Genomic DNA, 21844 nt, shown 5'->3' on the forward strand with positions numbered 1-21844 from the left:
ATTAATTTTTTGAGGTTTTTTCTTTTTCGAAAATATTTAAATAAAATTCTGCCATACCTTTAATCATTGAATCTTCGGTAAATCTCTCATTGAAAATTTCCATAGACCTACTCCCAAACTTTTTAAGTAGTTTACGATCATTAAGGAATATTTCAATTTTTTCTGAAAGTTCTCTGGAATTTTTAGGTTGAAAAAACAAAACATTCTCATTTTCTATTGCAACCTCTCTATGTTCTTCGATATCACTTAATATCAATGGCTTTTTTAAAGACATTGCTTCAATAACGCTACCGGGCAAACCTTCATATAAGGAAGCGGAGACATAAACATCGGCATTATTAACTAACGGAACGATATCATCGAAATAGCCGCAAAACTCTACATCGTTCTCCATATTATTACGTCTAACATATTCTTTTAATTCCTCCGTTGCAGATCCTTCTCTTCCGACAATTTGAAGTTGAACCATATTTCTAAAAGGAAGCATAGCCTCCAAGAGATAAAGTAAACCTTTTTGATATTCCTGACGAGCTAAAGTCAATAAAGTTAATTTTCCAGATACATTTCCTTTCTTTTCAGGAATATTAATTGGCTTTAATCTTCCTCTTTCAACAACAGTATAATTGAATTTTCTATTATAAACCTCAAGATAATGATTAGCTACTGCAAAGCCTACTGAATGAAAATAATCTACTAAATAAGATGAACTTTTATCGATTAATTTAATTAGATAGCTTTTAATTTGAATGTTTCTACTCTGATATTCTCTATCTTTTGAATAAGTTTTATTAACCAGGCTCTCAACAAAAATTTCATTCCTGCCAATTGAAGAAAAACGACTGATAAGGTTTGAATCAAACAAAACACTATGTACTATATCAGGATGAAATTCCTCAATTATACCTTTGAACCTTTTTACACGAGAAAAAAAACCTTTCTCTTTAATATGAATTAATGGGATTTTATTTTGTTCTATTTCATCATAAAAACCTGGCTTATATGGATGAAGATATACACAAACAAAATTTATATTTTCATACTGCTTATTAACTTTTAATATAAAAGACACAGTTGATTTCTCAGCTCCTCCCCGACCGAAAGAGTTAATTAATAATAAAATTTTCATTTTTTCCTTTTTCACATTTTTTATTTAAAAACCGAATAAATAAACGGATGAATTCCCGATACTTTAGCTTCAAATTCAGTCAGTCCAGTATCAGCACTAACCCGAATTCTGGACACTCTAAGAGGGTTTATAACTGGTTGATTGATTTTATGATCAAAAAGGAATGCAATTTTAACTCCTCTTTTAGAAAGAATTCTTTCTGAGACTTTATCATAATTACCATTAGGATAAGCAAAAACATCAAACTCACCAATGTTCCAATCGCGAAACATTTTTTTAGAACTGCTAAGTTCATAATTTATTTCTTCCTCAGAACATTGATCAAACATGGGATGGGTATGTGAATGGTTGGCAATACAAATATTGTTTTTATCTAGACATTTCAATTGAGAGGATGTAAGTTGGGCTTTATCCCTTGGGTTATAATTATCTAATTCTTTTATTCTCTCCTTATTCGACACCTGTTTGAGATAACTAATTTTTCGTGAAGTCTCATAGTGACTAGATCCATACTCTATTTCATTTTTAATGACTGTATTCCACCAGAAATCAGTATTAGTATTGATTAACCCGGAAATCACGAATAAAATAGCCGGACAATTATTTTCTTTTAAAACAGGCATTCCAGCTTTAAAAACACTTTCATCCCCATCATCAAAAGTTATAAGAAGTGGGTAAATAGGTAAATTTTTTTTATTTTCTAAATACTCTTTTAATTGAACTATGGAGATAATGGCATATTTAGATCTTAATAACTTGAGCTGTTTTTCAAAGTTCACTGAATCTTCAATAGTATGATATGCCAACACCTTTAACCTTTTTCGGTAATAATACCTGAAGATTGGAGCAAAAAAATTAAGAATGGTATAATACAATTTCCTCATTAAAAAAAGAGAGATTTATAAAATTGAGTTTAACTAAATCAAAAAATTTGAATACCCCTCTGTGGGGTTCAATTTTTTAATAATCTTGGCGGGATTTCCTATAACTAAAGAATCATTGGGTACATCCATATTTACAAAAGAATTTGGTGCAATTAAAACATTAGAACCAATTTTTATTTTCCCGACGATTACTGCACCTGTTCCTATCCATACTTTATCGCCAATAATAGGTGCACCCTTTTTAGATCCTCTGTTGGCTTGTCCAATAGTAACATTTGGGGACAGGTTACAGTTTTTACCAATAGATGTCATATTATTTATAATTACGGTGCCAAAATGACCAATATACAGTCCTTCCCCAATCTTTGTTTCTGGTGGTATTTGAAAACCATAGTAATGACTGGCGAATTTTAAAAGCCTTCTATATATTATTCCTTTTAAAGAAGAGCGTTCAGGAAATTTTGACGCTTTGCGTAATAGAAAGCTATATCTAAAACCAGGTATTCTTAATCCTTTTAAAATAGAATCTTGCCCCGCGTATCTATATAAATCCTTTCTGATTATTTCTTCTACAGTCATCTTATTATTTTGATTAGGCTACAGAAATTTATACAATTTACTACTAGTTTTTTTTAGTAAGGTCCCCATTTATTTCCTTTTTTAAATTTTAACTCAACTATTTTGCTGCCAAAATTTATCGCGAAAGAAAGGTATAAAAGATACAATCAACTGGAAATATAATTTTAGATTACCTTTATTACATTTTATGGCTTGATAAAAAAATGAATTAGCCTCTTTATACTTTTTAGTTCTTATAGCTGAAACACCTGCAATAGACAGATACTGGCTAAAGATTGCTGGATTATTCGTTAATAATTTTTTATGTTTTTTAATAAATAAAACGGTTCCACTATATACAGCGTTATTATCATGACGAATTCTCGTCCCGGTATGCAAATATACTCTTACTAAAGGTTTATTAATAGTAAATACTTTTAACTCGATTTCCGGTATATCTGTAATTATTCTTAAGAATAAATCAGTGTGTTGTCCAGATTTTAGATTTCTATCAAAACCGCCACTTTCAATAAAATATCTCTTATGATATAAAATTGAGCCAGCCATAAAATTAGCTTTGATATTTTGAAACAGAGGACCGAGATTTACTGGTAAAATAGTCCCAATAACCTCCCCCTTTGAATTACATTTTTGGCCACCACAAGAGACTATATTTGCTTTATTTTTTCTAATTTGATGGACAAATTCCGTCAACCAATTGCTTACTACCTCATCATCACTATCAAGAAATATTATAAATTCATATTGTGATTTTTCAACCCCCTGGTTTCTTTTATCTGCTGCGCCACTATTTTCAGTATAAAAATATTTTATTCGAGAATCATTATAAGCTTCTACTACTTCTTTGGTATTATCAGTTGATCCATCGTCCATAATGATTAATTCCCAATTCTTAAAAGTTTGCCTTAATACACTTTCAATCATTCTTGGTAATAAATAAGCACGGTTAAACGACGGGGTAATTATAGAAATCATATAAATTATTTTAGCTCCTGTTTTATTTTACTAATGGCGTAGTAATAAGAGTTTTCCTGAATATTATTGTCTTTAATGAAATTTTGAGTATACTCTTTATATCGCTTTTTATTAATTTTTATATCATTATTACTTATTTCCTCAAATTCCCTGTCAATGTAAAAACCCCGCATATCTAAATCATTTAAGAAAAAACAAGTTCCTTTTTTTATTTTTTCACCCATTACGAATTCATCCTTAAAGATTATTACCGGTTTTTCAAAAATAACAGCATAGCTAAGCGCAGTACTATTATGGGTAAAGATTATACTAGCATCTCTAATTAGATCCATTGTTTTTCCTGAGAATGTTCTGAAATTCGCAAATTTACCTACCAACTCTTTTTTAAAATTATTCGAATTGGGATGAAGTGCAATCACTATTTCATCCAAATTCAATTTTTCTTGTAAATAAAAAAGAGACTTTTCTATATTTTCGTAATAATTTTCAACATAGTCTTTTGGTAAGTCCTCTTTTTTGTATAGCTGAGGATGCGTTTGAATTGCGAACGGAATGGCCTGATCTACAAAAACCCCTATTTTTTTCTTATTGTCAATTATTGAAGGTTCCGGATTCAAAATTAAATTGTAATCATCGTTATGAATCACAAACCTATTTTGTTTTTTTACTGTTAAATATATTTTTACAGGAATAATATATTTCGTACTAAACAGGTAATAATCAGGGATTAAGATACCGTATTTTCTTTTATAATAAAAATTAAAAAAATGTAAGGCAAAATGTTTATCCAAATTCCTTATAATTTTTTCTAAGAACAATCTTGTTTTATTTTCGGAAAAACGCCCATTAGAAAAAGCTTTTGTCTTGTAAGCTAATAGCTTATCATTTTTTCTTATTAGTGACTTAAAAACCGGGGATGCACTATTTACATAAAGATCTGATGTAATAAAAAGGACCGGCTCATTTGGTAAGGTTTTGGCGAAATTAACAAAATCTTCCCTTGTTGCGCAATCAATGGTACGATGATATATCCTCGGTTGAGGAAATTTATTAGTTTTATCATAATATTTTGTTGCATCCAAAACAACAATATTATATCCCTCTTTTTCCAATCTATCCAACTGAAATAATTCTCTTCGGGAAGCCCGAATAGGTTTAGGAAAAAAGAAAACAAGTGTCATGGTTTAATTTTTTATGCTAGGTATATAAATATTATTTTTCGAAATGTGAGATATTTAAAGCGGTTCCTCTGGAAATACCCTGTTTTGATTTTTTCCCTATCACCTCCTTAAAATTCTTTGGATGTAAACCAAACCCTGGCCTAATACTTCTTACATTTTTTTCCGTAATAACTTCCCCCGCTTTAATATCCTCGACTACATACAGAGATCTACTAAAATCTCTTCCTTTTTTCTGTTTTTCTGTTAAGGTATAATCTATTTTCCCGATAGCCTTTTCTGCCTTTCTCACCGCTTTTACCATTTCGGCAAATTCTTTTTCATCCATAGAAAAAGAAGCATCCGGCCCACCTATACTTTTATCCAGAATAAAGTGTTTTTCGATTATTTTAGCTCCCATAGCGGTGGCAACAATAGGCACAGTACTTCCCATGGTATGATCTGATAAGCCTGTTATCACATTATATCGTTCAGCCAGGTCTTTAACCATTACCATATTTGCATCTTCAATAGGTGCCGGATATTGTGAGGTACATTTTAATAGGGCAACATCATTATTACCCATTCTTCTGCAAGCATCTAATGCTAGTTCAATATCCTCCTTCCCGGCTATTCCAGTGGATATTATCACTGGTTTTCCTTTGGAAGCGGTATATTCAATAAGTGGAATATCGGTGATTTCAAAAGAAGCTATTTTATATGCGGGTACTTTAAGCTTTTCTAAAAAGTCTACAGCAGTTTTATCAAAAGGAGAGGAAAAACAGATTAAGCCTTCTTTTGCTGCAGCTTTAAATATTGCTTCGTGCCACTCCCAGGGAGTATAAGCCTCCTGGTAAAGTTCGTAGAGTTTTTTTCCTTCCCAAATAGTTCCTTTAATAAGAAAATCCTCCTTATCAGAATTTAGAGTTATAGTATCAGGGGTATAGGTTTGCAATTTAATACAATCAGCTCCTGCTCTTTTTGCAGCTTTCACTGTTTTTAAAGCAGTGTCCAAACTTCCATTATGATTAGCTGAAAGCTCCGCAATTATAAAAACAGGATGATCTCCTCCTATAGTATTTTTTGCTATTTTCATTATATAGATTTTTCAAATTTTAATTCTGAAGTATCCTCGGATACTTTAATAAAAGCTAACTTTTCAAATATTCTAATAGAAGCTAAATTCTCCCTTAGAACATAGCCAAAAACCTTATCAAGTTTCTTATTTTCCTGTGAAATTTTTTTAATTCCCCTCTCTAAAATTTTAGTACCTAACCCCTTGCCGTGCTTTAAAGGATCTATTAGATAGCTTATTTTAGCAGCTCTCTGGTCTTCGGTTTCTATGTCAAATCGGATTACACCAACCGGAACTTCCTCAGTTTCTAGAATATAGGTGGCTGTTAAATTGCTACCTAAGATCCCATTAAACCATTTCTTGTGATCAGCAAATAAAATCTCTTTTTTATCAAACGAATTTAACTGAGTAAGCGGATGATTTCTCCAAATAAATAGTGGATTTAAATCACTTTTTTTTAAATTTCGTAATCTTGATTTCAAAATTGAAAATATCTATCTTGAACGGACTCTAGTTCTTCAATTTCTTCTTTTAGAAAATATTTTGGATTTAAGCAGCATACAAGAATTCTATCTTCATTATTACCCTTATGTAGGTAGAAACCTTTTAACCTACCTTCTATAATCCACCCTGCCCTTGTATAAGCTTTAATTGATGGTATATTGGATTCATACATTCCTCCATATAATTTACGGATATCAAATTCTTCAAAAGCCAACTGATTACCTGTCTTAATGGCCTCTACCGCTAATCCTTTTCCTAAATAGTTTCTATCTCCTATAAGAATTACCAGATCAGATATTCGATGTGAAAAATTAATTGGACCAAGTTTTATAGTCCCAATCAAAGTCTCACTATCTTTGGTGAAAATTCCAAAAGTGTATAAATTCCCTCGCTTTTCACCTTCTTTAATTGATTCTATTAGTGATTCTTTCGTAATAGTTTTTTTCGAATTAGTATAAAATTCCATCAACTCCTTATCTTCAAACCACTCCATAACTCGTTCAGTTATATCGGTAATTTGAATTTTCCTAAGGTAAACTCTTTCTCCACTATAAATTTTCATCGTAATTAAATTTGGCATGAATTAATATGTCACAATAATTTCCCTCTTCTAACAAAAGATGGTTTTTTAATCTCGCTTCCAACTTAAATTCCAATTTCTCTAGAATCATATATATATGAGGGCGCAAATCATAAGCGTATGTATAGACTTTGTGCAAATTTAGTTCCTTCCAAGCAACATATTCCAGTAGATTTAAAAAATTTGTCCAATGAAATTCGAAATTTTCCTTTTCCAGATCTGTATTCATAATAAATGAAATTTCCGCATTTTTATCGGTCCAATTAATATGAACTAGTCCACCATAACCTATACATTTTTCTCCTTCTAAATAAGAAAAAAGAATTTGCGAAGGCTTATTTTGTTCAAACAAACTTTCTACAACTGAATCAAAATAAAAATCCTGGTTCTCTTTGGTAAGAGCCTCTTTTTGCCTTAAATGGTACATTTGCTCATTGCGCCATTCCATAATATCATAACGATCTTCGGATCGAATTGGAACTATCGAATATTCTCCAGATGTAAATTGTTGCTGTTTTAAGGCTTTATATGATTTCATACTTCACTTTAATTCTGAGGATTCTTCATAAAATACTTGGCCATTTCTAAATCTTCATGTTCATCTATATCTATAGCTTTAATCCAGTGAACAGGAAAAAATGAATAGTTCGTTCCATAAAAGGTTTCAGTTTTAAAAAGGCTATCTTTTTTTGCTATCCAAATAGCGCCAGTAGGACAATACAAATCTGGCTGGTCCTGGGATCTTTTCATTCTTTCCTTTTCCTCAAAAACCGGAGTAGCTTTTCCACTAGCAGCCAATTTATGAGCCCACCAGGGATTCATCCAACCATATTTAAAACAGCTAATTTGAAAATCTAAATTGTTTTGAAAGAAATTTTCAATAGCCTCATCGATGTCGTTACTATCCCTTAACGGGCAATTAGCCATTAATTGTACTACCACTTCCTGTTTTTCCAGGCCACTTTCTTCCCATTGCTTAAGCGCTCTAACAGTCGCCAAACTTATAGGAGAATGGTCATCTGCATTAGCATTTCTTAAAAAAGGAACTTTCGCACCATAATCTTTTCCAATCTCCGCTATTTCTTCATCGTCGGTGCTCACCAAAACTTCATCTATATATTTTGATTTCAATGCTGCTTCTATAGTCCAGGCTATCATTGGCTTGCCATTAAGATTGACTATATTCTTTTTTGGTATCCTTTTAGAGCCACCTCTGGCAGGTATAACTGCAATTATTTTTTTATTTACCAAATTGTCCATCCTCCATCAACTTTTAAATTTTGACCCGTCATATCTTTAGAGCTTTTAGAAATTAGAAAATCAACAGGACCTATCACGTCTTCTTCTTCTAGCATTCTATGTTGTGGAGTAAGATTTTTATACCTATTCTCAAAATTCTTGTCCGTTCTACCCTTTATTCCACCAAAACTCACACAATTAACTCTTATTTCAGGAGCCAAACGTACTGCTAGCTCCTTGGCAAGGTGAATTTGAGCTGCTTTCGAAACTCCATAATGAATAGCAGAGGAATTTTCGAAATCATCATAAAGCGCCGGGGTGGGTGCTACTACCCCATACATAGATGAGATAAAAACAATATTCTCTAACTTATGAGCCATTTGATTTTTAACCGCCATGGACAACTGATATGGAAAGACTACATTCATATAAAATTCTCCTGAAAAATTTTCACTGGATATTGTTTTATCCTCTTCCATTTTTAGAAAATTTAATGAACGCGCGTTATGGATTATATCAGTTAGCAAAAGATTTCTGCTTTTCAAATATTCTATTATAATATTTACCGCATCCTCTGTATTAAAATCAACCTCAATTACTTTTAAAGTATCAAGGTTATAATCACCTAATTCTTTTTGCTTACCATTAAAAAAACGTTCCTTATTAGTTGTAGTAGTTATAACTGTAAATTCTTTTTCTAAAAAGTGTTTTACCAGCTGAAACCCTACTTTTCCGCTGCCTCCTGTAATTAAAATATTTTTCATCTTCTTCCTTTTTCCAGGATTTTAATTATTTCTAATGTTTCTTCCCTACTAATATTTTTCTCTTTGTCCTGTACTACATTTACAAACCTATGAAGGGATTTTTTAAAACATGTGAAAGAATCTTTAAATTCCTTTGTAACAATCCCATTTTCTCCGTAAAAAGTAATACCCACCGAAACAGGTATTTTTCCGGTTACTTTAAGATATGCGGTAGCATTTTCCCATTCCACAAGGCAGTTGGCAATAGAATTACTGTGTAAGCTTTGAACATTTATTAAGGCGCCTCTGTGAGGAAGTCGTGCCACTACGGGTTCGATAAGGTGGATAGCATAAGTATCCCACTTTTTAGGTATAGCTGCTTCAATGTGCACTATTTTCCCTATCTCTTCCTTTTCAGACCTGGTTAAATTTAATTCCTGAGCAAAACGAATAGAAGAACAGGAAAAAATCTGATTTTCAAATTGCTGTTCATTTAATATTTCCTCAGCTTCTTCCACCGATAAAGCCAATGGTTTATCAATAAAAACCGGAAGACCGGCTTTTATAAAAGGAAGCGCCATTTTGAAATGATTTTCTGCATCGTCACGAGCTAAAAGAATAGCATCAACCTTACCGATTAATTCCTCTGGTTTTTCAACTATATTTTTAATTTTAGAAGCAGCAGCAATATGCTTAGAAATCTCTATATCCTGAGTCCAGATATGAGTAACCTTTCCCAATTCACTTAAACCATCTTCAGGAAAGTTTTGTTGAGATAAATAATCAGGGATCGCAGGGAAAGGACAATCCTGCATTGGTATTTTGTTATAACCATTAAAGATGGCGCTCCAGGAATAAGGATGACCGTTCCCTTCACTCATACCAATTACTCCTATATTTAATTTTTTGGCCATTTGGAAGGTATTAAAATGTTATCACTTATTTTACGTTCTAATTCCGGCAAAGATGAAGCTGTATCTAAACTTTCTATGTTTTGCACTAATTGTCTTTCATTTTCTACCCCAATAATTACTTTATCTATATATGATTTTTCAAGTACAAATTTTAAAAGAGCTCCGTTTAGTGGCTTCTCGTCCTGTAGATTAGTAATTATAGGCTTCACTTCATTAAAAAAGTCATCTAGCTTCCGTGGGTCCATAAAAAACAAACCTTGCAAAAAAGCTGATCTTGTATGAATCTCACAACCTTTATTTTTAAGTTCTTTTACAGATGTTTCAAATCTTCTGTCAAAATAATTAAAAGGTACCTGAACCAGATCAGGAAAAAAATTTTTATCCAATAGGTGTACTAATTCTTCCGGTTCGTTAAGCGAAAAACCAATTTTTTGAACTTTACCCGTTTCCTTAAATTTTTGCAACTCTTTCCATTGCCCGGGATCTTTTAAAATCTCACCGGGACGATGAGCCAGGTAGCCATATAAAGAGTTAAGACCTAAAATTTTTAAGCTATTTTCAAGTTGAATTGAGATTGATTCATCCTGAGGTGGCATAAACTTAGAAATCATCTTAAAAGAAGAAAGATCGTTTTGGCCAAGAACATTCTCAGAATTTCCATAGGCACTTGCCGAATCTAAAACGTCTACCTTATAAGCTTTAGCAATTTCAAGTATTTTACCAACTTCATCTGAAGCAGTTTGACCGGCATTATTAGATATCCCATAAGGGAGACCAAACTGGACAGTTCCTAAACCTAGTTTCTCACTAATCTCCATAAAATGAATTAATCTTTTCAATTACAAATTCCTGCTCATCCTCGGTTAGACTAGGAAACATAGGTAAGCTTATGCAGTTTTTATAATACTGCTCTGCGACAGGCAAATCGCCTTCCTCCCATCCCAAACTGCGATAATAGGGCATTAAATGACAGGGGATATAATGAATTTGTGCGAAAATTTTATTTTCCCTTAAATAATTATAGAGTCCTAATCTATTTTCAACCTTAAGAATATATAAATGATAAGCATGCCCTTCAACTACTCCCGACTGTCCTTTTATAAAATTTTTATTTTTAAATGCTTCCTGATATTTCGTAGCTAAAGCTCGGCGCTTCTCTATCCCCTCTTCCGCTCTTTTTAGCTGGCTGCTTCCCAATGCCGCCTGAAAATCTGTTAATCGGTAGTTATAGCCTAAATCTTGCATCTCCATATACCAGTTAGGATAATTCTCGACTCCGCTCGAACTGACAGAAGAACCAACCGCAAAATCTATGGAATTCTTATATTTATTATCATCCTTTACGATGCCATGAGTTCTTAACTGAAGAAGCTTCTCGTAAAGTTTATCATTATTTGTAGTAATCATTCCTCCTTCTCCGCAAGCGATATGTTTTACGGGATGAAAAGAAAAAATTGCCAGATCGGCAAAGTTCCCGTTTCCGCAAAATTGCTTTTGATTTTTAGAATCAGCAAAAAAACCACCAGGAGCATGACATGAATCCTCTATTATCCATATATCATACTCTTCAGCAAGTTTCCTAAATGCTTCCAGGTCTACTGCTCTTCCGGCAAAGTCAACAGGAACAATTCCCTTGTAAGTGCCTTTAGGTTCAGCTTCCAAAAGTTTACGCACATTATCTATATCCAGAAGATAAGTTTCCGGGTCTATATCTGCAAATACAACTTCCCCTCCACAATAGCGTACACAATTGGCTGATGCAGCAAACGTAATTGGCGTGGTTATCACCTTATCTCCTTGTTTTACATTTAATGCAAGGGCACAAAGATGAAGCGCAGCAGTACCATTTGAAACCGCAACTGCGAATTTAGAATCAACATAGTTTGCGAAAGCTTCTTCGAACTCAGCAATTTTAGGACCCTGTGTAAGGTAATCTGACTTTAAAGTGGACACGACCGCTTCAATATCTTCTTCTGTAATATTTTGGCGACCGTATGGAATTGGATTATTCATAGATTATACTTCAAAGTTTGGATCAACGTGTTCTTTAATTAAAATTCTAAGATCTTCGACTGTTTCCCACTCTTCATTTTCTCCTGAATTATATTGAAAACCAGGCGCTACTTTCTTAGCATTAAATTTAGCAACAAAATCTTCTAACTTCCACTTATGGGTAGCCGGTAAAATAGTGTAGTATTTTCCTAAATCATAAGTATAATAAGAATCAGAATCTGTGATCATTTCTTCGTGAATTTTCTCTCCGGGTCGAATTCCTACTACAGGCTTTTCACAATTTGGACCGATGGCTTCCGCAATATCGGTGATTTTATAAGAAGGAATTTTAGGCACAAATATTTCCCCTCCCCAGGCATGTTCCAAAGCGTGCATCACCATATCTACTCCTCCTTGTAGAGAAATATTAAACCTTGTCATGGTTGGATCGGTAATAGGCAACACTCCTTCTTTTTTCTTTTTAAGAAAAAATGGAATTACTGAGCCATTGGAGCCCATTACATTACCATAGCGAACTACAGAAAATTTGATTGGATTCCAACCGGTTATATTATTAGCAGCAACAAATAATTTATCAGAAGCCAATTTAGTGGCTCCGTATAAATTTATAGGAGCAGCAGCTTTATCCGTGGAAAGTGCTACAACTCGCTCTACACTTGTTTCAAGACAGGCATTAATTATATTCTCAGCACCCATAATGTTTGTTTTCACGCATTCCATAGGATTATATTCAGCAATAGGAACATGTTTCATAGCTGCTGCATGAATAACATAATCTACTCCCTTTAAAGCTCTTTTTACTCTCGCTTCATCTCTTACATCTCCAATAAAAAAACGGATTTGAGGAAACTCTGTCGCGGGATAATCTTGAGCCATCTCGAACTGCTTCTGTTCATCTCGGGAAAATATAACGAGCTTTTTTACTTTAGGAAAATTCTTTAATATATGCGAGGTTAAAGCTTTTCCTAGAGAGCCGGTACCTCCTGTTATCAATATTGATTTATCTTTCAAATCTGTCATATTATATTCTTTTAAACTTCTTGCAATTCAACTAATTTTTTAAAATAGGGAGATTGATCAATCAACTCGTAAAATCCACCTATATTTGATATTTCACCATTTTTCATTACTACAATCCTGTCAGCATTTTTGATGGTGGAAATACGATGGGCCACTATTAATATGGTATAATCACCTTTTAATTGGTCTATATTATGCTGAATGGCTTTTTCAGTTTCAGAATCAAGTGCTGAAGTGGCTTCGTCCAATATTAAAATTTCCACATCCTTAAATAATTCCCTGGCAATAGAAATGCGTTGTCTTTGGCCACCACTTAAATTAACCCCATTATTACCGAGAATCGTATTTTCCTTTTCCGGCAAATCATTAATGTAATCAAAAATTGCAGCTCGTTTTACAGCCTCCCAAAATTTATCTTTATTGAATTTATTTTGATCAGCCCAGAAAGAAACATTATTGTATAGGGTATCATTAAAGATAACAGGATCCTGGGTAATATACCCGATTTTTTTTTGTAAATCATCAAGATTAATGTCCAGGCTATTTAAATTATTCAATCTAAGACCCCCACTATCTATAGGCAGTAGCCCGGCTATTATATTAACCAAAGTGGTCTTCCCACTCCCACTTTCACCAACAAATGCTATAGTTTCTTTTTTGTTAATCTTTAAAGAAATATCCTTTAAAATGGGGGTTTGATTATAATAAAATGAAACATTTGAAAGTTCCATAGTTTCAATTGGTTGAATAAAATCAATATCACCTGTAATTTCTTGGTTTGCCCTAAGTTCCTTCCCAAATGCAGTCATGTTTTCCAGGGAGCCTGAAACTGCAAGGAATTTATTCCATCTAGCCTGCATTTGCATTAAATAATTTAATGCTCTGTAAAAAAACAATAAACTTATCAAAATTGGACCAAGAGCAGACCCTAAAAAAGAAGTTTGTATAAAAATCACAAGTACAACAACACTAATCAAAATCGGTTCTCTCCCGGCAGTAAGCAGTGCATCCAACTTACCTATTTTTTTATTGCTTTCCTGAATTTTCAAAACAGAATCTTCCAGTTTTTCTCCATATTTATTTAGTGATCCCGTAGCCTTAAGATATTTAAAATTGGCAACATTTTGAATGATCAAACTTTGAAAAACGTTATTTTCTCCGGTCAATGATCGGGAAATCCCCTTTGTGTTTTTATAAAGCTTAGTATATAAGAAATTTGTTAAAATTCCTCCTACGGAAACCAAAACTGCAAATTCAGCATTTATTGTAAATGCAAATCCCATATAGACAACAACTAAAATACCATACTCAAATGCCTTAAAATAGTTGAAATAGGATGCTGCAACCCTATCCACTTCACCTGTTAATGTATTTTGAATTCGTCCTACATCAGACATAACAAAATATTTATAAGCCAGATTGTTTAAACCTTTTATATTTTGAATTCTCAGTTTCTTAATAAACCATTCCCGTACATAAACATTATAAATTCCAGCTATATATTGCATGATTCCTTTCCCAAAGAAGAAGAACAACATTAAACAAAGAATAGACATTAAACTTAAGGGAATCCCTACATAGTTGAAAAAGTCGATCAAAAAACTTAATCTACCCAAATCCTCTGGATCAACAGCTCCTGAATCACTAACCATTTGGAGCAATGGCAAAAACATTGTTAGCCCAAAGCCATCCAAAACCCCTATAAAAATGCTTAAAGCAATTATGATAAAAATCCTGTATCCTAAAAAAGAGTAGAAATAGGCAAAGCTTTCAAAGTATTTATTTATGATTTTTTTTATCAAAATTTTTAACTTTACTATAAATAATATTTTTTATACCAGCTTATAAACTTCTTTACCCCATCTTTCATTGAAATATGTGGGCTATAATCGAAATCCTGCTTTAACGATTCTACGTCTGCCCATGTTCTACTGACATCTCCGGCTTGCATAGGTAACATTTTCTTTTCGGCCTCAGTTCCCAATTGTTCTTCAATTTCTTCTATAAAATCCATCAGTCTTACCGGCTTACTATTCCCAATATTATAAAGCGAATATCCTTTATTATTCTTCGCATCTACGATCTTAACTACTCCAGCAACAATATCATCTATATAGGTAAAATCTCTTTCCTGATTACCATTATTAAACACCTTGATTGGATTCTCGTTTATTATAGCATCAGTAAATAAAAACATAGCCATATCTGGTCTACCCCAAGGTCCATAAACAGTAAAAAATCTTAAGCCTGTGCATTTAAAATCATACAGGTGACTATAGGTATAAGCCATCAACTCATTGCTCTTCTTTGTAGCAGCATATAAACTAATTGGATGATCTACATTATCGTTTACAGAAAAAGGTACTTTTTCATTTTGTCCATATACACTAGAGCTACTGGCATAGATTAAATGCTTTACATTATAATTTCGGCAGCATTCCAGCAAATTTGCAAAGCCTACTAAATTACTATCTATATAAGCTTCCGGGTTTTCTATACTATAACGAACACCCGCCTGTGCCGCAAGGTTAATAACTTTTTCAAATTGATAATAGTCAAAAAATTTCGGAAGATTTTCCCGATCTTCAAGGTTTAATCTTATAAATTCAAAGTTTTCAAATTTTTCACTATTGCAAAGTTCATTAAAATCTATTCCATTTTTTTGGGAAATACCTAATTCATTTAAACGGTCATATTTTAATTGAGTATCGTAATAATCATTGATGTTATCCACACCAACAACGGCATGTCCTAACTCCACTAATTTTTTAGATAGGTGAAAGCCAATAAAACCTGCTGCTCCTGTAACTAAAATTCTCATAACTTTCTTTTAATTCCCAATTGCATAAAACTCAAAACCTAATTCTTCCTTGGATTTTCTTTCCAACAACCTTCTTCCATCAAACAAAAAGGCAGGTTTTAACATTTCGCTATATATTTTTTGCCAGTCTAATTCCTTAAATTCATCCCATTCAGTTAACACCGCTACCGCGTGAGCATCCTTGGTTGCTTTATAAGGCGCATTTACCACTGTTACCCTGGCTCTATTTTCTTCAGTTGAACGGGTATTTAAATAATCTAAATCGGCATAGATCTGTTCTGTTTTTACTTTCGGATCATACACTACGATCTCGGCCTGTTCATTCAACAAATAGTCTGCCACATAAATAGCCGCCGATTCCCTAGTATCATTGGTGTCTTTTTTAAAGGCCCAACCTAAAATAGCTATTTTTTTACCGGAGACCGTATTAAATAAGGTTTGTACGATCTTAGCCGCAAACCTTCTTTTCTGATGGTCGTTCATTAATATAACCTGCTCCCAGTAATCGGCTACTTCGTGTAAGCCAAAAGATTTGGAAATATATACCAGGTTCAAAATATCTTTTTGAAAGCAAGAACCTCCAAAACCAACCGAAGATTTAAGGAATTTTGCCCCAATCCTGGAATCCATTCCCACAGCTTTAGAAACCTCATTTACATCGGCCCCGGTTTTTTCACAGAGTTCACTCATCGCATTTATGCTGGAAACCCGTTGCGCTAAAAAGGCATTTGCAGTAAGTTTCGACAATTCAGAAGACCAAACATTGGTAGTGAGCAAACGTTCGCGGGGAATCCAGTGCGCATAGATATCAACTAAGGCTTCCACAGCTTCTTTTCCTTCAGTCGTATCGATATCTCCACCTATAAGCACCCTATCTGGATTCATAAGGTCATCTACCGCTGTACCTTCGGCTAAAAATTCGGGGTTAGAGAGAATTTGATAGTTCACTCCGTTGCCGGTATTATCTAAAATATTCTTTAAAGCTTCGGCGGTACGTACCGGTAAAGTAGATTTTTCAACCACAATTTTATCGGTCTTAGAGACCCTGGCGATTTGACGGGCACAAAGTTCGATATATTTAAGATCAGCTGCCATTCCCTTTCCAATTCCGTAGGTTTTGGTAGGAGTATTTACTGAAATAAAGATCATATCAGCTTTATCTATCGCTGAATCCACATCGGTTGAGAAAAATAAATTTCTACCACGTGCTTCTTTAACAACTTGTGATAAACCAGGTTCGTAAATTGGAATATTCTCTACATCTTCATCATTCCAGGCCTCAATCCTTTCTTCATTTATATCTACAACAGTAACATTGATTTCAGGACATTTCTGCGCGATTACCGCCATTGTTGGTCCTCCTACGTAACCTGCGCCTATGCAACATATATTCTTAATCTTCATTGTTAGTTAATTGGTTAATTGGTTAATTGGTTAAATAGTTAATTGGAATCCGCCTCCTAAACTATTTGAAATCAACCTACATTTATTCCTTACTCCTATTTCTTAAATATTTGATATAGCCATTTATTAATCTGAGGCAAGATTCTACCTTAATTCGTTTTGTTTTCAGAACATCTTCTGAAATATATTATTTTATTAGGTATCAATAATCAACCATATTTCATGTTTTAGACGTCACCCTGAACGGGTTTCAGGGTCTAAGATCGACATTAAGTCCCATTTATGTTAGATGCTGAAACAAGTTCAGCATGACGATTCAATAATATTTTGATTTTTAACTTCATCACTTCTTTACAATGTCACTTCATCATAACATTACTCCATCACAATATATCCTCCCCCTTTGGGGGCTGGGGGGCTTACAATTTCTTATCACACCTATCTCCAAGCACTCCCTTCACATCATACACAACGGTACTCCCGTTTTTCAACTGATCCAGGTTCATTTCCAAAAATTCTTTATGCGCCACAGCCAGGACTACTGCATCATACTTTTCTTTTGGAAGCTCTTTAACAGTTTTTAGTCCATATTCGTGATTTACTTCCTCTGGGTTAGCCAGCGGATCATAAATAGTAACATTCGTCCCGTATTCCTTTAGGTTTTTTATCACATTCACGACTTTAGTATTACGAACATCAGGACAATTTTCTTTAAAGGTAATTCCCAATACAAGAATATTTGAGTTTTTAACCTTCTGGTCATTTTGCAACATAAGCTTAACAACTTCCGAAGCTACATATTGTCCCATAGAATCATTCATTCTTCGTCCGGCGAGAATTATTTCTGGATGGTAACCTATTTCCTGGGCTTTTTGAGCCAGGTAATATGGATCTACTCCAATACAATGACCACCCACAAGTCCGGGTTTAAACGGAAGGAAATTCCATTTGGTACCGGCAGCTTCCAAAACATCCTGGGTATCTATCCCCATCATATTGAAGATCTTTGCCAGTTCATTCACAAAAGCGATATTAATATCCCGTTGAGAATTTTCTATAACTTTAGCTGCTTCAGCAACTTTTATAGTGGGAGCCAGGTGGGTTCCGGCAGTGATTACTTCTGCATAAAGTTCATTAACCTTTTTTCCAATCTCTGGAGTAGAACCAGCGGTAACTTTTAAAATCTTATCTACAGTATGCTCCTTATCACCCGGATTAATTCTTTCCGGGGAATAACCAACAAAAAAGTCTGTGTTGAATTTAAGTCCGCTATGTTTCTCTAATACGGGTACACATTCGTCTTCGGTAACACCCGGATAAACCGTGGATTCATAAATAACGATATCTCCTTTTTTGAGAACCTTTGCTACGGTCTCACTGCTTTTGTACAGCGGAGTAAGATCTGGCCGGTTATTTTTATCAACAGGGGTTGGGACGGTAATAATATAGTAATTACAATCTGCTATATCTTCAAGATCAGCAGAACAGTATAAACCGTTCTTATTCTGTAATTCTTCCTTTTGAACTAAAGCAGCCTGTAGAATATCATCCTCTACCTCTAATGTTGAATCATGACCACTCATTAGTTCTTTAATTCTGGCTTTATTGATATCAAAACCAACTACAGGATATTTAGTAGCAAAAAGTCTTGCCAGGGGCAAGCCAACATATCCAAGGCCTATTATTGCTATTTTTTTATTACTCATTATTTAATATTTTCTGCTAATATATTTTTTAAAATTTTTAAACTATGCTGCTTTAAATTCATTTAAAACTTCTTCTGTAGCTTTTATTACAGATTCTAAGTCTTCTGTTTTTAAATTAGGGTAAAGCGGCAAACGAACCAGGCGACCGGCAAGATCTTCGGTTAAGGGCAAATCGTTCTTTTTATAACCTAATTGCAGGCCCATCTTAGAGGAATGAAGCGGCACATAACTTGAATAAGCAGCTATCCCTTTGCGCTTCATAAGATCAATAAACAATTCCCGCTCCCTATTAGAATTGAAAATTAACCAGAAGCAATGATAATTAGTTTTTTTATACTCTTCAAAATGCTGAATCACAAAATAGCCTTGTGACTCATATTTTTTTAGTTTACTTAAATAAGTATCGTAAATAATTTTTCGTTTTTCTTTAATCTCCTCTTCTTTCTCTAACTGAGCTAATAACATTGCTGCTAAAATATCAGACAAAAGATAACTTGAACCCTTTTCTATCCACGAATATTTATTTTGCAATCCATCAATAACTTTAGTGCGGTCTGTACCTTTTTCGGCCATATATTCTGCGCGTTCCCGCCATTCAGGTTTATTCACAACCAAAGCACCACCTTCTCCACAACTAAAATTTTTAGTATCATGAAAACTATAGCAAGCAAGATGGGCTTTTTCACCGCTTATTTCACCTTTATATAATGAACCATAAGATTGAGCACAATCCTGCATTACTGTTAAATTATATTTTTCTGCGATTATCATTATTTCATCAATATCACAAGGAACGCCAGCATAATCAATAGGGATTATCATTTTGGTCCTGGGAGTAATCAGCTTTTCAATTTGAGAAACATCTATATTCATATCTGAAGGCCTTATCTCGCAAAAAACCGGTTTAGCACCAAAAATAAGTATAGCATTGGCGGTAGAACTAAAAGTAAATGAAGGCAATATTACTTCGTCCCCAAGTTGAATATTTGCCAATAAAGCTCCCATCTCAAGAGCCGCAGTACAGGATGGTGTCAAAAAAACGCCTTCTAAACCATATTTTTGGAATATAAGATCTTTTACCCGGTTATTATAATTATAATTTCCGGCGTGCGAACCCGAAGCCAAAGCATCAGATATATAGCTTATCTCATTTCCTGTGATATATGGTAAGTTAAAAGGTATCATCCTATCAGATTATTAGGTTTTCTCCATAAATGGTTAATTGCATAACTACTTTTACATTGAATACCAAAACGTTCATAAACTTTTAAAGCTTTTATATTTTTAGCCTGGGTGGTGCTCTTCAAAATCTTGCAGTTATTTTCTAACAGATAAGTTTCTATAGCTTCCATTAACATAAACGATATTCCTTTGCCTTCGCTTTTAGCCTCCACTCCCATAAGCGGAATTATCCCCGTTCCATTTTCAATACGTTTTATAGTTGCAAAACCTTTAACTTCAGCATTGTCTTCGTAAACCAAAACAGCATCTGCTCCTTTCTTATTTACCGACTTGTCCAACCAAATATCATACAGCTCATACACTTTGGATTTTTCAATATTATTGTCGAAATAAAATCTGCTTTGTCGTGCTATTCGCTTTACCTGCTCTTTCATCCCTGGTGTTGCATTGGGCTGGTCAAAGAACTTTATTTTTGGGTGAAACTTTTTTTTAAATTTTAATTCTTTGGAAAGCTCAACCATCTCGTCAATTTTTAGAACAGAATAATATGCTGTTTCCTTTAGCTCGAAAGCTGAATTAAAATAGACTAAATCCACGGCCTCACCATAAAGTTCTAATATTGCTTGTTGATAATGCTTTTGTGAAATATTTGAGTTTATTCTGGCAATTTTACTTCCAAAAAATTGGGAATCCCAGTCTAATATTTCAAAATTCTTTTGCATACATTCAACAGACAGAACAACTTATCTCAAATTTTCCCAATACCAGGAAACGGCTTCCTTCAAACCATCATCAATTTTATGACTTGGATTATAACCAAGCAAAATTTTCGCTTTTTCAACCGAAGCCAAAGAATGTGGAATATCGCCTGCTCTATTAGGCCCGTGTTTTACTTCCACATTGGCAATCTTGGGATCAAACCCAGAAAGATATTTTTTCAGTAATTGAGTGAGCTCTACCAAATTGGTTCTATCCCCAACAGCCGTATTATAAATTTCATTTACCGCCTCTTTATTTTCTGAAGTAAGCGCTCGTAAATTCATTTGAATTACGTTATCGATATAGGTAAAATCCCTTGAATAAGTGCCATCGCCATTAATCAACGGGCTTTCGTGTTTCATAAATTGCATCACAAACTTCGGGATTACAGCAGCATAAGCTCCATTGGGGTCCTGCTTTCTTCCAAAGACATTAAAATATCTTAATCCTATGGTATCTAATTGATAGGCATCCTGAAAAATATCGGCATATAATTCATTTACATATTTGGTAATTGCATACGGCGAAAGAGGCTTTCCTATTTCGTCTTCAATTTTAGGAAGTTTTTCTGAATCTCCATAAGTAGAAGAGCTTGCGGCATACACAAATCTTTTTACATCGGCATCCCTAGCAGCCACCAACATATTTAGAAATCCTGAAATATTTACTTCATTACTGGTAATAGGATCGGCCAAAGATCTTGGCACAGAACCCAAAGCTGCTTCGTGTAACACATAATCTACATTTTCACAAGCTTTGTGACAAGTTTCCAAATCACGAATATCCCCCTCAATCAACTTAAAATTCTCGTGGTTTTTAATTACCTCTAGATTATGTTTATGGCCGGTAGCAAAATTATCTAAACAGACTACTTTTGCATTTAAGCCTATTAAAGTTTCACATAAATTGGAGCCAATGAACCCTGCTCCTCCGGTTACGAGAACTTTCTTATTTTCTAATTTCTCCTGAAATTCAGTCATTTGAGAATTTTAGTTAAACTTTTTATCGGCGGCAAAGATAGAATTTCTTTATGAGCCTATTGCTAAAGAAACCTTAAAGCTTTAAAAACGTTAAGAATTGTTTGAAAGACAGTTTTGAAAACCTCTCTTGAAATCACTTTAGTCAATCTGTTTGAATTCAGCGATAACTTAAAAAAAATCACA

The 21844-nt window shown here is 33.8% G+C and carries 22 protein-coding genes; all 22 read right to left on the bottom strand.

What is annotated here, in order from left to right; genetic code table 11:
• Position 1: 1 nt before the first annotated feature.
• The 22 genes from B5X51_RS02910 to B5X51_RS03015 all read right to left on the bottom strand — a co-directional run bounded on the left by B5X51_RS02910 (position 2) and on the right by B5X51_RS03015 (position 21661).
• Positions 2-1141: a glycosyltransferase family 4 protein gene (locus B5X51_RS02910; protein WP_139374822.1), complete on the bottom strand. Its 1140-nt coding sequence runs from the start codon at positions 1139-1141 to the stop codon at positions 2-4.
• 5 nt (positions 1142-1146) lie between these two features.
• The gene (locus tag B5X51_RS02915) at positions 1147-1932 is read right to left on the bottom strand and encodes a polysaccharide deacetylase family protein (protein ID WP_176132717.1); all 786 of its coding nucleotides are present in this window, start codon (positions 1930-1932) and stop codon (positions 1147-1149) included.
• Positions 1933-2043: 111 nt separating this feature from the next.
• A complete protein-coding gene (locus B5X51_RS02920) occupies positions 2044-2589 on the bottom strand; it encodes a serine O-acetyltransferase (RefSeq protein WP_079719362.1) in 546 nt (181 codons plus the stop codon).
• A 93-nt stretch (positions 2590-2682) separates the two neighbouring features.
• Positions 2683-3564, bottom strand: a complete 882-nt coding sequence (locus tag B5X51_RS02925) for a glycosyltransferase family 2 protein (RefSeq protein ID WP_079719363.1) — start codon at positions 3562-3564, stop codon at positions 2683-2685.
• 5 nt (positions 3565-3569) lie between these two features.
• Positions 3570-4745 (bottom strand): hypothetical protein, encoded by a 1176-nt coding sequence (locus B5X51_RS02930; protein WP_079719365.1) that lies wholly within the window; start codon positions 4743-4745, stop codon positions 3570-3572.
• A gap of 31 nt (positions 4746-4776) precedes the next feature.
• On the bottom strand, positions 4777-5817 hold the full coding sequence (gene pseI / locus B5X51_RS02935; RefSeq protein WP_079719366.1) for a pseudaminic acid synthase: 1041 nt from the start codon (positions 5815-5817) through the stop codon (positions 4777-4779).
• Positions 5817-6278 carry a GNAT family N-acetyltransferase gene (locus B5X51_RS02940; RefSeq protein WP_176132718.1) on the bottom strand — a complete coding sequence of 154 codons (462 nt, stop codon included), beginning with the start codon at positions 6276-6278 and terminating at the stop codon, positions 5817-5819. The genes pseI and B5X51_RS02940 overlap by 1 nt, the downstream gene beginning before the upstream one ends.
• The gene (locus tag B5X51_RS02945) at positions 6275-6862 is read right to left on the bottom strand and encodes a GNAT family N-acetyltransferase (protein WP_079719369.1); all 588 of its coding nucleotides are present in this window, start codon (positions 6860-6862) and stop codon (positions 6275-6277) included. The genes B5X51_RS02940 and B5X51_RS02945 overlap by 4 nt, the downstream gene beginning before the upstream one ends.
• Positions 6849-7418 carry a GNAT family N-acetyltransferase gene (locus B5X51_RS02950; RefSeq protein ID WP_079719370.1) on the bottom strand — a complete coding sequence of 190 codons (570 nt, stop codon included), beginning with the start codon at positions 7416-7418 and terminating at the stop codon, positions 6849-6851. The genes B5X51_RS02945 and B5X51_RS02950 overlap by 14 nt, the downstream gene beginning before the upstream one ends.
• Before the next feature lie 8 nt (positions 7419-7426).
• Positions 7427-8140, bottom strand: coding sequence for an acylneuraminate cytidylyltransferase family protein (locus B5X51_RS02955; RefSeq protein ID WP_079719371.1), 714 nt, complete (start codon positions 8138-8140; stop codon positions 7427-7429).
• Complete coding sequence (locus B5X51_RS02960; RefSeq protein ID WP_079719372.1) at positions 8125-8883, bottom strand: SDR family oxidoreductase; 759 nt, start codon at positions 8881-8883, stop codon at positions 8125-8127. Before B5X51_RS02960 ends, B5X51_RS02955 begins: the two co-directional genes overlap by 16 nt.
• Positions 8880-9776 carry a Gfo/Idh/MocA family oxidoreductase gene (locus tag B5X51_RS02965; RefSeq protein WP_079719373.1) on the bottom strand — a complete coding sequence of 299 codons (897 nt, stop codon included), beginning with the start codon at positions 9774-9776 and terminating at the stop codon, positions 8880-8882. The genes B5X51_RS02960 and B5X51_RS02965 overlap by 4 nt, the downstream gene beginning before the upstream one ends.
• Positions 9761-10615, bottom strand: coding sequence for an aldo/keto reductase (locus B5X51_RS02970; protein WP_139374823.1), 855 nt, complete (start codon positions 10613-10615; stop codon positions 9761-9763). The genes B5X51_RS02965 and B5X51_RS02970 overlap by 16 nt, the downstream gene beginning before the upstream one ends.
• Positions 10584-11789, bottom strand: coding sequence for a UDP-4-amino-4,6-dideoxy-N-acetyl-beta-L-altrosamine transaminase (gene pseC / locus B5X51_RS02975; RefSeq protein WP_079719375.1), 1206 nt, complete (start codon positions 11787-11789; stop codon positions 10584-10586). The genes B5X51_RS02970 and pseC overlap by 32 nt, the downstream gene beginning before the upstream one ends.
• A 3-nt stretch (positions 11790-11792) precedes the next feature.
• The gene (gene pseB, locus B5X51_RS02980; protein WP_079719377.1) at positions 11793-12809 is read right to left on the bottom strand and encodes a UDP-N-acetylglucosamine 4,6-dehydratase (inverting); all 1017 of its coding nucleotides are present in this window, start codon (positions 12807-12809) and stop codon (positions 11793-11795) included.
• A gap of 11 nt (positions 12810-12820) precedes the next feature.
• The gene (locus B5X51_RS02985) at positions 12821-14611 is read right to left on the bottom strand and encodes an ABC transporter ATP-binding protein (RefSeq protein ID WP_245828692.1); all 1791 of its coding nucleotides are present in this window, start codon (positions 14609-14611) and stop codon (positions 12821-12823) included.
• A gap of 14 nt (positions 14612-14625) precedes the next feature.
• A complete protein-coding gene (locus B5X51_RS02990; RefSeq protein ID WP_079719378.1) occupies positions 14626-15630 on the bottom strand; it encodes an NAD-dependent epimerase in 1005 nt (334 codons plus the stop codon).
• Between the two features lie 9 nt (positions 15631-15639).
• The gene (locus B5X51_RS02995) at positions 15640-17034 is read right to left on the bottom strand and encodes a UDP-glucose 6-dehydrogenase (RefSeq protein ID WP_079719380.1); all 1395 of its coding nucleotides are present in this window, start codon (positions 17032-17034) and stop codon (positions 15640-15642) included.
• Between the two features lie 419 nt (positions 17035-17453).
• Complete coding sequence (locus B5X51_RS03000) at positions 17454-18740, bottom strand: nucleotide sugar dehydrogenase (protein WP_079719381.1); 1287 nt, start codon at positions 18738-18740, stop codon at positions 17454-17456.
• A 42-nt stretch (positions 18741-18782) separates the two neighbouring features.
• Complete coding sequence (rffA, locus tag B5X51_RS03005) at positions 18783-19925, bottom strand: dTDP-4-amino-4,6-dideoxygalactose transaminase (RefSeq protein ID WP_079719383.1); 1143 nt, start codon at positions 19923-19925, stop codon at positions 18783-18785.
• Positions 19922-20644 (bottom strand): GNAT family N-acetyltransferase, encoded by a 723-nt coding sequence (locus tag B5X51_RS03010; protein ID WP_079719384.1) that lies wholly within the window; start codon positions 20642-20644, stop codon positions 19922-19924. Before B5X51_RS03010 ends, rffA begins: the two co-directional genes overlap by 4 nt.
• Before the next feature lie 21 nt (positions 20645-20665).
• Positions 20666-21661, bottom strand: a complete 996-nt coding sequence (locus B5X51_RS03015; RefSeq protein ID WP_079719386.1) for an SDR family oxidoreductase — start codon at positions 21659-21661, stop codon at positions 20666-20668.
• Between the last annotated feature and the right edge of the window lie 183 nt (positions 21662-21844).

Source organism: Salegentibacter holothuriorum (assembly GCF_900168045.1).
Lineage (GTDB): Bacteria > Bacteroidota > Bacteroidia > Flavobacteriales > Flavobacteriaceae > Salegentibacter > Salegentibacter holothuriorum.